The organism is Pseudoalteromonas sp. NEC-BIFX-2020_015, from assembly GCF_012952265.1.
GTDB classification, from domain to species: Bacteria; Pseudomonadota; Gammaproteobacteria; order Enterobacterales; family Alteromonadaceae; genus Pseudoalteromonas; species Pseudoalteromonas neustonica.
This window is the reverse complement of record NZ_JABCJL010000036.1, coordinates 1-16,828: the sequence shown is the minus strand read 5'-3', so window position 1 is coordinate 16,828 and position 16,828 is coordinate 1. Positions and strand designations below refer to the sequence as shown.

At 39.1% G+C, this 16,828-nt stretch carries 14 protein-coding genes; 9 read left to right on the top strand and 5 right to left on the bottom strand.

The features are described from left to right. Positions 1-16 precede the first annotated feature (16 nt). Both HH219_RS19585 and HH219_RS19580 read right to left on the bottom strand, forming a co-directional pair. Positions 17-424: a phosphate ABC transporter substrate-binding protein gene (locus HH219_RS19585; RefSeq protein WP_054205162.1), complete on the bottom strand. Its 408-nt coding sequence runs from the start codon at positions 422-424 to the stop codon at positions 17-19. A 10-nt stretch (positions 425-434) separates the two neighbouring features. Beyond that, a complete protein-coding gene (locus HH219_RS19580) occupies positions 435-1,580 on the bottom strand; it encodes a porin (protein WP_169328398.1) in 1,146 nt (381 codons plus the stop codon). Positions 1,581-1,943: 363 nt separating this feature from the next. On the opposite strand from HH219_RS19580, the gene HH219_RS19575 reads away from it, so the two are divergent. From HH219_RS19575 to HH219_RS19555, 5 genes are all read left to right on the top strand, one after another. Continuing rightward, positions 1,944-4,166, top strand: coding sequence for a TonB-dependent receptor (locus HH219_RS19575; RefSeq protein ID WP_054205164.1), 2,223 nt, complete (start codon positions 1,944-1,946; stop codon positions 4,164-4,166). Positions 4,167-4,321: 155 nt separating this feature from the next. Beyond that, positions 4,322-6,115: an FAD-dependent oxidoreductase gene (locus HH219_RS19570; RefSeq protein ID WP_169328397.1), complete on the top strand. Its 1,794-nt coding sequence runs from the start codon at positions 4,322-4,324 to the stop codon at positions 6,113-6,115. Then, the gene (locus HH219_RS19565; RefSeq protein ID WP_169328396.1) at positions 6,102-7,871 is read left to right on the top strand and encodes a thiamine pyrophosphate-binding protein; all 1,770 of its coding nucleotides are present in this window, start codon (positions 6,102-6,104) and stop codon (positions 7,869-7,871) included. The genes HH219_RS19570 and HH219_RS19565 overlap by 14 nt, the downstream gene beginning before the upstream one ends. Further along, complete coding sequence (locus HH219_RS19560) at positions 7,868-9,571, top strand: FAD-dependent oxidoreductase (RefSeq protein ID WP_235575713.1); 1,704 nt, start codon at positions 7,868-7,870, stop codon at positions 9,569-9,571. The genes HH219_RS19565 and HH219_RS19560 overlap by 4 nt, the downstream gene beginning before the upstream one ends. 623 nt (positions 9,572-10,194) lie before the next feature. Continuing rightward, complete coding sequence (locus HH219_RS19555; protein ID WP_169328395.1) at positions 10,195-10,866, top strand: hypothetical protein; 672 nt, start codon at positions 10,195-10,197, stop codon at positions 10,864-10,866. A 67-nt stretch (positions 10,867-10,933) separates the two neighbouring features. Here HH219_RS19555 and HH219_RS19550 read toward each other — a convergent pair whose 3' ends face one another. Beyond that, on the bottom strand, positions 10,934-11,302 hold the full coding sequence (locus HH219_RS19550; RefSeq protein WP_054453335.1) for a hypothetical protein: 369 nt from the start codon (positions 11,300-11,302) through the stop codon (positions 10,934-10,936). A gap of 99 nt (positions 11,303-11,401) precedes the next feature. On the opposite strand from HH219_RS19550, the gene HH219_RS19545 reads away from it, so the two are divergent. Together HH219_RS19545 and ggt are read left to right on the top strand one after the other, a co-directional pair. Then, positions 11,402-11,947 carry a GNAT family N-acetyltransferase gene (locus HH219_RS19545; RefSeq protein ID WP_054453337.1) on the top strand — a complete coding sequence of 182 codons (546 nt, stop codon included), beginning with the start codon at positions 11,402-11,404 and terminating at the stop codon, positions 11,945-11,947. 131 nt (positions 11,948-12,078) lie between these two features. Next, positions 12,079-13,692, top strand: a complete 1,614-nt coding sequence (gene ggt, locus HH219_RS19540; RefSeq protein ID WP_249118564.1) for a gamma-glutamyltransferase — start codon at positions 12,079-12,081, stop codon at positions 13,690-13,692. A 38-nt stretch (positions 13,693-13,730) separates the two neighbouring features. Here the strand turns inward: ggt and HH219_RS19535 are convergent, their stop codons facing one another. Next, positions 13,731-13,871, bottom strand: coding sequence for a phage integrase N-terminal SAM-like domain-containing protein (locus HH219_RS19535; RefSeq protein WP_082355613.1), 141 nt, complete (start codon positions 13,869-13,871; stop codon positions 13,731-13,733). A 98-nt stretch (positions 13,872-13,969) separates the two neighbouring features. Then, on the bottom strand, positions 13,970-14,893 hold the full coding sequence (locus HH219_RS19530; RefSeq protein WP_054205172.1) for an IS1595 family transposase: 924 nt from the start codon (positions 14,891-14,893) through the stop codon (positions 13,970-13,972). A gap of 288 nt (positions 14,894-15,181) precedes the next feature. Between HH219_RS19530 and HH219_RS19525 the strand changes: the two genes are divergently transcribed. Next, positions 15,182-15,784, top strand: a complete 603-nt coding sequence (locus tag HH219_RS19525) for a hypothetical protein (protein ID WP_169328393.1) — start codon at positions 15,182-15,184, stop codon at positions 15,782-15,784. A 218-nt stretch (positions 15,785-16,002) separates the two neighbouring features. After that, the coding region (locus tag HH219_RS19520) for a transposase (protein ID WP_169328392.1) at positions 16,003-16,828 on the top strand (826 nt) is incomplete at its 3' end.

Here is a 16,828-nt window from a genome sequence, read left to right as displayed (position 1 = left end):
TACATACGCTTATATTTTAAAATGTAGCAATTACTTTTACAGCATCGCTTACTTTCGCGCTGTCAATATAACCAATAGAATCGGCGTTACTTACTACAAAATCAATAACTGCTTGATCGGAATCTAGTTTCTCTGGCGGTGTGCCTTTACCAGTAAAAACAAGCTTAGACCAATAAGCATTTAGCTGACTACTTGATTTGCCAACAACCTTGTTATTAAACTCATCAACAACACTGTTACCGTTTTGATTTACGGGGTTAACCTTTACACCATCGGCAAATGATTTGCTTTTACCTAGGTAGATTTTTTTTATCTCATTTTTGTCTAATGAATTGCTATTACTTGGGTTTACTATAACTGCAACATCAGCAAATGCTACAAAAGAGCAGGTTGAAATTAGGCTCGCTAAAATTAGCTTTTTCATTTTTATCCCCTTAAAAAACTAAATCTACAGCAACGGCAATAACGTCCGTTTCAGTATCTGTAATGTCATTTTTAAAACGGCTAAAATCTACTTTTAGCGCCGCTGATGGGTGGAAATCATAACGAGTGCCTATCGTGTAAACAGTGCTTTGTGCTTTAGTGCCCAAAAGTGCTTGGTTGATAGCGCCATTAAGATCAGGGATTTGAGTTATTTTATCAAAATCAGCGGCGTCATGTTTATCGTCATTGTTCTCGTAGGTGAAATACACAATAATTTCATCCATACGATAACCAACAGAAGCATAATATTGCGACTGTTTTGCTAATATACTGTTTTCAACTTCAAGTTGAGTATATTCAGCGTCAAATAGTATGTCGTTATAATCAATTGAAAAACCAACACCGATAAATGTTCCATCATCTTCAGAAATCGCAATATCATTTGCTTGTGTTACTAACCCGTTATCACGCAGTGTTTTCTCAAGGCCATTTAGAGCTTGGCCTGTAGGCTCTTGATCACTTAGGCCAATAGATGTTTCAGCAACAAGGTATGCTGCACGGGCACTGAACCAATCATATGATAAAGTCCAGTTAATGCCTGCTATATCATTTAGCTCAGCTTTATCGTTATAAGTAACAACTCCAATATTACCATCAAAGCTGCCATAAATAATTTGTAGAGTTGAGTCCCAGTCACCTAGCTGTGATGTGTGCAGCAGGCTAAGGCCTTCGTATGTTGAAAATGGAATATTGTAAACAGATTGAGGTGGTCTTACCCAGCGATATGCATAGCCAACATCTATAAAGTCAGAATAACGATAAAAAGGCACACGCATTTTACCTGCACTGAGTTGCAGCTCATCGGTAAATTCGTAAGTTAAGTAGGCCCATTCAAATTCCGCATTGAAGTCATTTTCACCACGGGCAACAATTTGTGCTGTTGCGCTCAATTTATCTTGTAAGTCAGCAGATAACTGTAATGCAAAGACACTCTCATTTTTGAATGAAATATCATTGTCATATTCATACAAGGTTGAATCGTTATCTAATGTTTTTCCGCCAACTATTGATGCAAAACCGTTTATGCGAACTTCAGCGTTTGCATAACTTGTTACGCACGCGCAGCAGATAGCGACAGCTAAGGATAGCTTTTTCATATGTGTGTCCTAGGTGTTTAGTATGTTGATTTCGACTACATTATAGAATGAAAGGGGTAAATTATCGAATGTTATGTTTTATTTTATCTTATGTATGTTGTTTTTGTTCTTGTAATGGGTAAATAATCTGTAATTTGTTTTTTTTAGGTTTTATAAATCCTATTTGCGAATGGTTTATTATCATAATTAATGAAATGTTTAACTAAAGTAATAAAAGTGACGACTTACATTAAATTTATACACAAATTCACAATACTGTCATATAATATCCTTCCAGAGGAAAGATGCTTATTTAAGCATCTTTTTTTGTGCCTGATATTTAAAACAGCGCAAACACACACACGGTATCCTTTGGAGAGAATTTTGAAATTACGTAACCTTTCACAGTTAAGCTTAGCAATAATTGCCACTTTTGCGACTACAACTTATGCTCAAGATGAAAAAACCACTGCAAAGCAGGATGCTTTTGAGAAAATCGAAATAACAGCACGTAAGCGCACCGAAAGTATTTTTGAATCCCCAACAGCGGTGACTTCAATCGGTGAAGATCTTATCGATAAAGCCAATATGAGTAATCTTGAAGACATAGGTAAATATGTACCTAACCTAAATATTACTCGTTATGGTGTGGGTAATGCAGCCCATGCATCTGTTTTTATTCGTGGCATAGGCTTACAAGATCACATCATCACCACAGATCCTGGTGTTGGTGTATACCTAGATGGCGTTTACCTAGGGCGTCAAATGGGTTCTAACTTGTCATTACCAAACGTTGAGCGTGTGGAGGTGTTACGTGGCCCTCAAGGGACTTTATATGGGCGTAATACATTAGGTGGCGCAGTAAATATCATTACAAAACAGCCCGGTGATGAAGGTATTTTAACAACGACAGCAAAAGTGGGCTCTCGTGGGCGCATCGCTGGCGATGTGTATTTTAATAATGCATTGACTGATGAGCTGAGTATGTCTGCCAGTGCATCTTACAAAAAACGTGATGGTGTAGGTAGAGCAATCAATTTAGCCAATCCTGAAAAAGAAATTGGCGAAGAACAAGAAACGAGCGGGCGCGTTGCACTAAAATGGCAAGCAAATAGTGATTTTTCAATGGTTTTCTCATTGGATGCTGTTGATAATGAATCGGGCCAATCACCTTACACAATCGAATTAACACAACCATTAGATGCAAGCGACCCTTTTAATGGCGACTTCCCACTATTAACAGCTGACATGCTACCTGCAAATCCAGATGATTTAGCATCAACTGTTGCAGGTATTGAATCAACGTCATATTCAGGTTGGGGTACATCGTTGAGTGCTGATTGGGCGATTAACGATATTTACTCGGCTAAGTTTATTTCAAGTTATCGTACGTCAGAATATGACGGCGGTTTGGATGATGATGCAACGGCGCTTAATTTATCAGAATTTCCAGAAGAGGGTGGCGCGGATCAATACTCGTTTGAAATTCAATTAAACGGTACATTTGCGGACATGGACTTTGTATCTGGCCTTTATTATTTCAACGAAGATGGCTTTACACGTTCAGGTCCTTTTGTATTTAGTCCTTGGAATACTCCGAATGGTTTATTAAATGATGGCGTATCAGCATCATTTGGAGACTACGGCTTCTTTGACGTAAACCAAGAAACCAACTCATATGCAGCGTATATAAATGCAAGCTATGACTTAACTGATGATTTAAGCATTGGTGGTGGTCTTCGTTATTCAAAAGATAAAAAAGCAGCGAATGCGGTATTCCCAAGTTTTTCTGAGCGTAAATACGTAACCGCTGATTTTGATGCAGTAACATGGGATGTAAACGCATCTTACCAACTTAGCAACAACATGAACGTATACGGTCAAATTCAAAAAGGTTATCAAACAGGGGGCTTTCCGCCTCGTCCATTTGGTGGGCCTGATCAATTCGTACCGTTTGATGAAACTAAAGCAATTAACTACGAGCTGGGTTTAAAAGGGCAGGTACATGAAAATGTATCTATGATGCTTGCTGTGTTTGTAACTGATTACACAGACTTGGCATTACCATTTTCTGATCCAACGGCTGGTGGTGGGTTTGTAACAATTGTTGAAAATGCAGGTGCTTCAAAAGCACAAGGTATTGAGCTTGAAACAACTATCGCAATTACAGATGATTTCACTATTCGCAGCGCCGTTGGTTATTTAGATTCTGAAATTACAGAGGTTGATGCTGGCGTACAAGGTATTGGTATCGGAGATTCACCGGCATTAACACCACGTTGGACTGTAATGGTTGCGCCATCTTACTTTGTTGACTTAAGTAACGGCGGCACAATTGCACTTAATGCTAACTATTCATACCGTAGTGATATGCAAGGTCAGTCAGTATTTAACCAAAGTGAGCAAATTGATTCGCGTGAGTTAGTCGGTTTTAATATTTCTTACCTTAATGCTTATGGCGATATGGAAGTGACATTATACGGCGAAAATGTGCTAAACGAAGTTTACGATGTAGGTCGTCTGCAACAATCGGGTTTTGTAGGCGTGATGCGCAGTAATGACCGCAGTGAATTTGGTATTAAGTTTAAGAAAGATTTTGAGCTTTAATTACTAAAAAAACCTGGTTTAAACATTAAAAGGTAAGCTTAGGCTTACCTTTTTTTGTGAATTTATAGTCACAGTTCATTTTGTAATAGCGTGTAATAGAACTCGTAATTATTTTTGACTAGCCTTAGCTTAATTTAGTTAAGGAATAAACAATTATGAAGAACGAACTTGATATAGCAATTGTTGGTGGTGGCGTGTCTGGTGTTTACAGTGCGTGGAGGCTACAACAGCATGAAGGCAAAGCAAAACGTATAGCACTATTTGAATACAGTGACCGCATAGGGGGACGTTTATACAGTAAAACACTGCCCGGGTTACCGAATGTAGTTGCTGAGTTAGGGGGAATGCGTTTTATTCCTTCAGATCATGTCATGGTTAATGCATTAGTTAATAATCTGAACCTGAAAACGCAAGATTTCCCAATGGGTTCTTCTTTACCCATGTATCCTAATTCAAAAGATCCCGCTTTGAAAGATGTAAAAGCGGGCAGTGAAAATAATCTTTTTTATCTGCGCGGTCAATATTTTCGTTACCGAGATTTTGCGCAGTGCCCTGATAAAATACCTTATAACTTAAACGCATCTGAACGCGGCTTTGGCCCTGAGGATTTGCAAGTTAAGGTGATGAACTTAATTTGTCCTGGTTTTGCTGACATGAGTCTGTGTGAGCAAATGAAAGTGAAAGTATTTGGCAAAGAGATTTGGAAGTATGGTTTTTGGAATCTACTTGAGCGAGTACTAAGTAACGAAGCCTATTTATTTATGAAAGAGGCTGGCGGGTACGATGCTAATGTTGCTAATGCAAGTGCGGTTACTCAGCTTCCCGCAACAGAATACAGTGATGACACTGAGTTTCTCACTCTTACTGATGGATTCCAGGCACTGCCATTAACACTGTGCGCGCAGTTTAAAGCGTTACCAAGCTGTTTAGCCGAAGATGACAAAGTGAAAATGAATAAACGGTTAGTGAAAATTAACTATTTGGATGATCCTGATTATCGATATGAATTAATATTTCAATCAACGTGCACAGATCAATATGGCAAAACAGTTGATGACTTAACCGTCACTGATCAGGAAATTGTAAAAACGAAACGGTTAATTTTGGCAATGCCAAGACGTTCATTGGAGCTTATTGAGTCTGAATTTTTTGCTGATCCATGGTTAAAAGAAAATATCCCCTCAGTACTTATACAAAAAGCGCTAAAAATGTTTATGGCTTACGAGCAGCCTTGGTGGCGAAGTTTAGGTCTAGTTGCAGGTCGTTCAGTGACCGACTTACCAATTAGGCAAACATATTATATGGGAACAGAGTGCGACCAAGCAGGCGGTTTACCAAATACAAATTCGTTATTGATGGCGTCATATAATGATATTGGCTCTATCCCCTATTGGAAAGGCTTAGAGTCTGGTGAGTTATATTCTGGTTACACACCAAGCTATGGATGTGAAGGTTATACCCCACAAGAAATAGTCCCTAAAAGCCAATGCCAAATAACCACTGGCATGGTGGAAGCTGCACACAGACAAATAGAAGCGCTTCATGAGCAAAAAGAATTAGCAATGCCGTATTCGGCCATTTACCAAGATTGGGGAGACGCCCCTTATGGCGGGGGTTGGCATGAGTGGAAAGCAAATTATCGTTTAGATGAAATTATGTGTCGTATGCGCCACCCTGTTGATAAAGAAAACATATATATTATTGGTGAGGCGTACTCATACGAACAAGGCTGGGTTGAAGGTGCATTAAATACAGCAGAATCAACACTCGAGGAGTTTTTTGATTTACCCACACCATGCTGGTTAGATCAAAAGCATAATTATCTACCTGTTAATTGCAATAAGACCTGCAAAGATAAAAGTGAAAAAGTGCAGCCTAATGCAAGCAGTAATACACTTAATGAAGTAACGAAATTTGCGTACGAAGGAATTAACCATGAGTACCAATAATTTTACGGTTGCTGACTATTTATTAACGCGCTTAAAAGAGCAAGGTCTAGAAAAAATATTTCAAGTACCGGGTGACTATGTACAGGAGTTTATGAGCGCACTTGATAAGTTTGATGGTATTGATGCGGTTGGTGACATAACGGAGCTAGGTGCAGGTTATGCGGCCGAAGGTTATGCTCGTTACAGAGGAATTGGCGCAGTATCGGTGCAATATGGAGTCGGTACATTAAGTGTTATAAACGCAATTGCAGGCGCCTATGTAGAAAGAAATCCTGTAGTGGTGATCACGGCTAGCCCATCAATTGATGATCGAAAAATTATCGCAGATACAGGCGCATTATTTCATCACTCAACGGGTAATTATAATTCAAACCAAGTCATATTTGAAAGTGTGACCGTGGCAAGTGAAATACTGTCAGATCCTGAGATGGCTCCAACTATTATAGATGCAGCATTAGCGTGTGCAATAAAAGAAAAAAGGCCAATTTACTTAGAAGCTTGGCAAAATGTCTGGGGGGCAGAATGCAAAGCACCCATGCAACCGCTGGTTATTACCGATTCACCAGCTAACCTAGGTATGCAAAAAACATTACTACAACAGACCATACAAAAGCTAGAAAGTGCAAAACAGCCAATAATTATGCTGGGGATAGAGATCGCAAGGTTAGGCTTACAAGACAAGGTAGAGTCACTTTTACATTTACTTAATATACCTTATACCACAAGCACATTGGCTAAATCGGTGATCAGCGAGCGAAGCGAAATTAGCCATAAATTATTTGTAGGCACCTATGCAGGCGAAGCCTCATTACCTGAAACGTTCGATTATGTGTCGCAATGCGATGCAGTTTTAGCGCTTGGGGTCATTTTTACTGATGACTACATCACGATGCTGACAAATCAAGGCTCTGATCTAATAAGAGTCAATATGGATGGTGCGCTTGTTGGTAACAGTGATCACTTTATTCATACCAGCCTAGCAGTATTCATTAATGAATTGATTGCGCATTTTTTGTGTTCATCAGTAGGCTTTAACGTGACGTTTTCAAAGCCCGACAATTTTGGCCTCAATGCACTGCCGCTCACTAAGCATAGCGATTTGTGCTGCCAAATTAGTTACGAAAGCTTCTTTGCTTTTTATCAACAAGAGTTAAATGAATCGAGTCCCTTAAAAAGATATAACCTTATTTTAGGTGAAAGCTCATCACTTTATATGGCTGCAAGATTGATTGGCATAGAAAAAAATCATTTCGTCAGTGATGCCGCATGGGGATCTCTGGGACATGAAACAGGGTGCTCTTTAGGTGTGTCACTTGCAAATGATAACCGTAGTATTGTAATTGCAGGGGATGGCGGGTTTATGATGATGTGCCAGACACTTTCAACGCTGAGGCGTAATCACTGTAATACCGCTGTATTTGTAATGAGTAACGAGGTTTATGCTATTGAGCAATCATTTGTAGATATTTGCGCATTTACACCTGAAGGAAAATTTGCTCCTTTTGATGAATTACCTTCTTGGGATTATGAAGCGTTAGCTCAAGCTTACGGTGTTAAATATTTAAATGTCAATTCAGTGGCAAATCTACAAGATGCATTTAATATTTTATATGAAAATACATCAGCGCCTTACCTCATTAAAGTTGATATTGCACGTGATGATTTAGCGCCAGCAATTCAAACGCTTGCAGAGTCAGTAACCGGTCAAAAACGTGACGAGTGTTTATGTCACAAGGATAATAAAGGAAATATATGATGAATAACCAAAATACAGTTCATGAAGTTTCGCAACAGCCGCACGAGCAGCTAAAAAGCGCCCAGAGCCTGATGGCAACTTATTGGAATAATACGCTAAGGTTGGTTCAAGCACTTAAGTCTTTGGATTTTAAAGATGATCAGCTGCTAACTCAAGCATCCCCATCAGTGTCTGAAACTCCAGGGTTAACAGGGTATCAAGCGCAAACCCTTATATTTAATACTCGTTTACGATTCAATCCTGCTGTTATTATAATGTGTGAATCAACAAAAAATGTAGCACAGGCATATAAGCAAGCTATTAGCTTGAACTTACCGATCCGCGTTCGTTCTGGTGGACACGACCATGAAGGGGAGTGTACGGGCACCGATGTGATTTTATTAGATTTGAGCCGATTAACAGATTTTAACGTTGATAAAGTTAACGGCGACTATATTGCTAGTATAGGCTCAGGTTATCGTTTTTTTCAGGTGGTGCCAAAGCTAGCTGATAATAACCCGCCATTGACAATACCTCATGGTACATGCGCAACAGTCGGTTTAGCTGGTTTTATTCAAGGCGGAGGCTGGGGACCATGGACACGTAGCAAAGGGATGTGCTGTGAGTCGCTGGTGGGGGCTACAGTTGTATTAGGTAACGGTGATATTGTTGAAGTAAACGAAAAATCCCATCAAGCTTTATTATGGGCATTACGTGGTGGCGGCGCCCTAAGTTACGGTATAGTGACCAACTTTAAAGTAAAAGCATTTGAGATCCCAGAAGAGATCCATCGCTTTGTAATAAACTGGAATACTAATGACGAGCATGCGCAACTCTTGCCCACGTTTGAGCTTTTATCGCAATGGGAAGACGTTATAAATAACGCAAGTACCGATATGCTGGTCGGCACTAATTTAAAAATTAATGCAGTTGCTGCTGAGCACGCGACAAGTGAAGTTAGAAAGTTATGCCACCCGAGCTCTATGTACGGCTATTGGCAGGGAAGTTGGCAGGCACTAGAAGAATTTGTAACAAACAACTTTAGCAATAGTACACCAGTACACCAAGGTACAGATACAAAAGCTAACTATAACAGTGCATTAATGAGTAATTGGTCACGAAACTCCCTTTACGATGTACTAAAGAATAAAATGCACGTAGGTAATTTAACGAATACCGATGGCATGCCATTCACTCCTGACTTTGATGCACCTGCACCACATAAATTAACATCTAAAGTTGTGAAAATTAGTGGTCTAAAAAAAGAAGGGAAAGATCAGTTAATTCAGAGTTTAACGTCAGATTTAATTAATGCGAAGAGTAGTGATTTAGGCCTGTTTAGTTACGTTACGCTCGGTGCTATAGCAGGTCCTTTCTATGATGAAATAAGCGAAGAAGAGCCAAACGCCCGCGTTGCATTCCCTTATTCAAAATCTCAGTACACTATTCAATATCAAACATGGTGGAATGAGTCGGTTGAGTTAAAAGAAAAAGGCCAAAATAATGAGGTCTACAATTATATCAATAGAGCAATGGACTGGATTGAAGTAAGCCGAGAGACACAAATTAATGGAACTGAGGGCGCGTTTATTAGCTTTAAAGACAGTGCAATCCCAACAAAAACGTACTTCCTTGGTAGTTATCAGCAACTTATTGATGTAAAAGAAGCATATTCAAAAGACTCTTTTAATCACCTAAGGTCACGTAAAACGATTATTTAATTTGGTCGAACCAAGTTTTATTTAAGCACTAAAAGCGCTGGTTAGCTAAAATGTCATTTTTGTTTTATTACAAAGCAAAAGTGGCATTTTTAACATCACATATCCCCAAACAATTGACGACCATAATATTGAAATTTTACTTTCGTTTATCCATAGAATTGCCATGTTAAGTATCTAGGGCGTGTTGACCTTTCGTGATTGATTTTGCAGCAGTCTATTTGGTATTTAGGCAAGGCAGCGCCTATGGTGTGTGGTTGCTCCCCATAAATAGTTGATAACGCAGTATAAATGCCAAACATGCGCTGCCCAAAGGGTTCTTCCTAAGGGTGATTAACTCTTTGTTACCTGCATAGAGGGTAGGTAAGAGGTGTGAGCAGGACGCGGAAGCTTTGCTCGATTTTTACTTATTCTCACATGGATGTGAGCCAGTAGAATAACGCAGGAGCAGTTATCGAGCCCACTCGATTACAAACCTCGCGCCGCGATTAAATCGCCCCTAGATTGAACAAATTTCAATCCACAAAGGTCAACACACCCTAGCTTTCGTATGCTTATTTTATATTTACAGGCATTGTATTGAGAGAATATAGTGACGATATAAAAAAATAAGGATCAGCATTAAAATGGAACATACGTTTTATTTACTCACGCGACAACAACAGCACGCTTTTCAATTAAAACTAGCGGGGTTATTTATTGTAGGCAACCTCGTTTTAGCAGGGTTGTTTTTTATGCTCTCAGTTTTATTTTTATCAATATTTGCTGTTTCAATCAGCCTTTCTGTATTTGCACCATTTATTGACATACCCAGCGGAATTAAAGCGGGTAGCCTTAAATATTATTCACCCTTGTTGATTGGTGAAAAAGTAAAAAATGCACGTTTGGTGCTACATGGCGGAAGTTTATTTGATTACTATTTTGTACTTAATTCAAAAGATAGCGCGCAGCAGCGCACTAAACAGGTATTTTCAGGCTACATTGAAGGGCTATTAACGCTGATAAGCGAGTATGAAAACCATCAGCCAACACACATTACTTTAAAAGCATCGAGTTATATTATTAATCCGCGAACAGCTAATAAACTCGGTTTACGCCAAGTTGAAACAGATCCGCTGCAACGTTTTATATTGTATTTTAATTTTATAAATTTAAGTTGTGCAATGTCGTTGATCAAAGGCAAATTCACTCTTGTTAATATGAAAAAAGTGTATACGTTTGAAGGGGATCTTGATGTGTTGATCACTAAAAAACAGTATTTAGTTAAGTTACAACAACGGATCAATACGGCTGAATAAACGTACATGCCATAAATACAGTACGGGCTAGGTGAATAAACACATAGCCCACAGGGAAAATATGTTATTAGTTGTTTTTCTCTTGCTCGCGTTTTTCACGTGCTTCACGTAATTCAGCTGCGAGTTCTTGCGCTTTTTGCTTGGTTTTCTCAGTGAGTTCACCAGCGGCTTCTTTACTCTCTAACCATGCATCAAGAGCGACTTCTTTACCGTCATCATACATATCTAGGCCTAGCTTTTTACTCTCACTAAGTAGCTCATCAAGCGATTCACCTTTAAATTCGTTAGTGGTTTCTTTTACATCATTCCATGCATCGGTGAGCGCTTCTTGAACGTCGGCTTTTGCTTCAGAGGCATCTTTTTTTACTTCGTTAGCATCTTCACAACCAGTTAATGCTACACAACCTAATAAAACTAAACTTGCTAATTTGTTCATATTTGTTCTCTAATAAAAGGATTGAAGCCTAAGAGTTTTTATCTTAGGTACGGTCATTATTAATGACAACGCAATAACAAGCAATATACAGGTAGAAAAATGAATATACCCCAAACAGCACGACTTAATTTTAAATTAATGGGCGAAAGAGATGCTCAGCTACTATTTGATTTAGACAGCGATCCAGATGTAATGCGCCACCTCACGCGTGGTAAAGTAAGCTCAATGCAAATGATTAAAGAGGTATTTATCCCTCGCTTGCAAGCCTACACTAATCCAGATAAAGGCTGGGGCTTATGGCAAGTAAATATTACTGACACTAATACATTTATAGGCTGGGTGTTGATACGTCCTATGGGATTTTTTACAGATGAGTCAAATTTTAGTGATATAGAAATTGGTTGGCGATTTAAGCAACTAAGCTGGGGAAAAGGATACGCAAGCGAAGCGGCTAAAGCAGTGGCAGAAGTCATAGAAAAACAAGCCGGTGTCACCGCATTGAGTGCAACAGCCCTAAAAGACAATATTGGTTCAATTAAAGTAATGCAAAAACTAGGAATGCAGTTTATTAAGCAATACATTCATACTGACGAAAATGGTGATTTACCAGCGGTACTCTATCGCAAAAGTATTGAGATTGAGTAATCGTAGTTTGACCGTATCACGCACAGAGTGTATTAATAAAATAATTAAAAAATAAATACAGCAAGGAATTAATTATGTTTTTAGGTGCTAGGCATTTACTGCTATTGAGTGTAGTAGTTATTCAATTACAAATGAGCGTGTTAGCAAATAATACCAAGCTGGCTCAAGCGGCCGTTGCAATGCCAGATAGTTATAGCAGTGATACGGCACGTGTTATTTTAGAGCTTGGCGGAAATGCTGTAGATGCAGCAATTGCAGCGCAGTTTGTGTTAGCCGTTACTTTACCTGAGGCTGGGAATATCGGCGGCGGTGGCTTTATGTTGATCCAAAAAGACGGCAAAGGAGACTTTATTGATTACCGCGAAACAGCACCCAGCGCAGCTCACCGAGATATGTACTTAGATAAGCAAGGTAACGTCATTACTAATAAGTCAGTATACGGGATCCATGCCAGCGGCGTTCCCGGAAGTGTTGCAGGCATGTGGTTAGCGCATCAAAAACACGGCACACTCAATTGGGACGTATTAGTTGAGCCAGCAGTTAAGCTAGCCGAACATGGATTTATAGTGCATCCAAAGCTTGCTAGTAGCATAGAGCGTTATATTGCACGGATGGCTAAAAAAGAGGTATCTATTAACTTTGCTGATTATTTCTCCAGTGCTAAGGCGAATAAAAACTTCAAACAACCTGAGCTAGCAGCCACATTAAAGCGTATTCGTGATAAAGGCCAAGCAGGGTTTTATGAAGGTGAAACAGCAAAAATTATTGCTGACTTTATGTCTGAGCACGGTGGCATTATTACACAAGCAGATTTAAAAGCGTATCAAGCTAAATCAAGAGTCCCTATGAAATCAGCGTGGAATGGTTATGAAGTACTTACTTCGCCACCACCCAGCTCTGGTGGCATCGCTATTTTACAATGGCTTAAAATGTATGAGTTAACAAAACCTGCGAAAGGGCTGGAGCATAATTCAGTAGGGTATATTCATTTATTAGCCGAAATAGGCAAACGCGTGTTTGCTGATAGGGCAGAGTATTTAGGCGATCCCGACTTTTTTGATGTACCAAAAGCGGCGTTAATTGCCAGTGATTACCTTAAAAAGCGTAGCAGTACGATAACGCTAGATAAAATATCAACGACTGAAAACATTCAACCCGGTTTATACGAAAGCGAACAAACCACACACTATTCAATTGTTGATAAGTGGGGCAATGCAGTATCGAATACCACCACGATTAATTTAGGATACGGCAGTGGCGTAGTGGTTGCAGGTGCAGGCTTTTTACTTAACGACGAAATGGACGACTTTAGTGCAAAACCAGGGGTAATGAATGTATTTGGCGCGCTCGGCGGCAAAGCCAATGAAATACAGCCCCATAAGCGTATGCTCAGCTCAATGACGCCAACCATCTTACTCAAAGACAATAAAGTAAAAATGGTCACTGGCTCACCGGGCGGCACCACGATTATTAGCTCAGTGTATGAATCTATTTTAAATGCGGTGGAATTCAATATGAGTGCGGAACAAGTGGTAAACAGCCCGCGTTTTCATCATCAACTTTGGCCTAAAAACGTGATCCGTCATCACCCAGGTTTAGATACAGAGGTTGTTAAAGCACTTGAAAAAATGGGCTATACACTCAATGAACGCCGTTTTGGAGATATGCACGTGATTATTGAACGCGATGGCAAACTTGACGCAGGCTCTGAAGCATCAGGGCGCGGAAAAGCGGTGGTGTTTTGAGGTAGCAGCGGTAAGCGGTAAGCGGTAAGCGGTAAGTTTTAAGGTTGCTCGGTTTCAGTATCTTCCATGGAGCTTGAATGTTGCATATTATTAAAACGGATATAGGCAGCTATCCAAAACAGATAAGCTTCAATAGTGCTCTTAGCATACCGCTTGCTATACATATGATCTTTAATCATGCTTAGAAAAAGAGATTTCATAAATAATATTCAACTTCCAAATTGCACTGTGTGTATAGGGCTGTGTTGTAGTTGAGTGTGGGTATTAAAAATTCATATCATAATGCCTCTTTTATCCATGTTTGATCTGAATACTCAGTGTTATCTTCCATAAACCTAAACCAGCTTAAATAATTCTCAATGTAGTCTGTACCAATGCCATTAAAACGTCTTAACCATGCCTTCCAGCGCATCATATAATTATTAAGTGTTTGGATATGGTAAATACCTTCTACCACTCTTTGGTTATCCAAGCCAATCAAGCGTTTATGGTCAATATCGAGTTCTTTAGCAATACCTTTATACGATAAGTTTCCATCAGTACAAAGCACTGAGCCTGATGATAATAAAGGCTTCAATTGTGCTTGAATATTTTCTTTTGTATTTCGCTCTAAAACCTTGTGAGATATAGCACCACTACGATCAAGAGCAATGAAAATAGGAACTTTTTCGATTTTTCCACCACCACGTTTACGGGACTTACGGTTAATAACCCTCTTACCTTTAAAAGATTCTGGTAAAGATGTTTCATCAGCTTCAATAACACCCGTTAGTACTGAAGGATTAAAGCTGGCAGGGGCTTTAATAAACATATGTCTCCAACGAAATGACGTTCTAAGTGTTATATTCAAAGCTTTAGCTGATTTTCTAAGGGATACGCCTTCCCACATCAATTTGGTATATTCGATCCACTTCTCAGCCTTTTTCATTCGGTAAAGTGGTGAGTCTGCAAGTGCATTAAATGTTTTGTTGCATGATTTACACTTAAAGCGCTGAATTCCTTGCTTTGTCATTCCCCAACGATTTAGATTATGTGAATCACAATGGGGGCAATGAGATATTGATTCTTCATGGTCGGCAATGGCTTGACCTACTTGGTTAGTGGCAATATTTGATTCAACTTCGTGGCGAAGCTTTTTAAGTTGAGCGTAATTTAAGTTGGTAATGTGATGTAGTATATTTTGAAACTGCTTGGAAGCCATGTTGCACCTACCGTTATTAGGTTTCAGTATATTAAATATAGTTCACCAACACTGAAATACAACATAGCCGTGTATAGACAGTTATTTGTATTTTGTCCAATAACATTATTAAAAGTCGTTTTGGTTTATTTTAGCAACGGCGATTTTATAACATACGTAGTTGTCTGTTTACATTGTAGTTATTTAGTGGAATTATGAGGCAATGTAATATACGCCGTTTTGGGGTGTCATAAACCCCCAAAGTGACGTTCTATAAGCTGTTAAATTTACTACTCGCACAGAGGAATTATGAACGATACTCGTTGGGATAAATCAAGAAGATACAGCCATATGGGCATGTCTTCAAACTGCAACTTTACATATGCATCTCAGTATCAGAATGCATATGAGATCCTTTATAATTCTAATACTCCAGTAGATACAATTGCATTACCAATGCTTTATTCTATGAGACACTATCTTGAACTAGTTATGAAATTTAATGTGGAATATTTTCATGAATTTTCAGGTTCTAGAGCTATGGTTGGTAAAACTGTTCATACCCTTACAAAATTGAGTGTTGCTTTTAAAGAACATTGGAAGTTGGTAAAGGGGAGGTTCAACATAACTGTTGATGATAAATCACTGATTGACGATTTTACTAAATTAATACAAGAATTAGATAAAATCGACAATTTTGCTATCAGCTTTCGTTATTCACACGATCGTGAAAAAAATAAGAATTTTGAGTGGTCAGATACAATTGATATTCATGCATTGAACAAACTTTTTGAAAGCTCTAAAATTTTACTTAACCACTCCATGGATGTGTTTGAAGACACAACGGGATTAATGCACGGCACTGTTACTAAAGAGCAACTATTAAGTCGTATCTCTGATCAAGTTGAATGAAATTTAACAAGGCATTTAAACGGAACTAAAACAGTTAGTTAGGTTTCGCTTCGCTACACATTATAACCAACAATTTTAGTCCGCTTAATGCGGCGTTGTGGCTGTAGAATTACTCTTTTTAGGAACTGGTTCTGCACATTTGACTTGATTGCTTTTTAACCTTGAATCCACTGGGTTACTGTGATCTAATAGATATTATTCACCCACGGTAAACTGTTATGGCCAACTACAAGCCTGACTTATCCTGCCAAAATAAATTCATTCCTATCAATTTTTCTGAGCAAATTTTGCCGGGTACATTTGAATATGCGCTTTGTTATATTGTCGAAAATAAACTCGACTTGTCGGGCTTTGACGCGTGGTATAACAACGACAAAACAGGCGCGGCAGCGTATCCGCCCACGGTGATGTTAAAGATTATTTTACTCGGTTATGCGCATGGATTAATTAGTAGCCGCCGTATTGCCAAAGCCTGCGAGAACAATATTTTGTTCATGAGTGTGTCGGGTGATATCCAACCGCATTACACATCGATAGCGGGATTCGTGGCGAAAATGCATGAACAGATTGAGCCATTATTTACGCAAGTACTGATGATATGCGATGAAGAAGGGTTGATAGGCCGCAACATGTTTGCGATTGATGGCTGTAAATTAAAATCAAATGCGAGCAAGGAATGGAGCGGCACATTCGATGAGCTAGGGCGTAAAAAAGCAAAATTAGAACGTGCAAGCAAACGTATTATTGAGCGTCACCAATCGCAAGATGGACTGGGCGATGAGTTCATTGAACAAGACTTAAAGCAAAAAGAAAAATTGGATAAAAGCGCAGAGAAAATCACAGACTTTCTCGCCACACACAAAGAAAAAACAGGCAGTAAAGGCAAGCCGATTAAAAGCAATATTACCGACCCTGATAGCGCGAAAATGACCACCTCGAAAGGCACAATTCAAGGCTACAACGGGATAGCAATAAATGACGACAAGCACCAAGTTATACTGCAAGCACAGGCATGGGGCTCAGTGGGTGAGCAACAAACCTTAC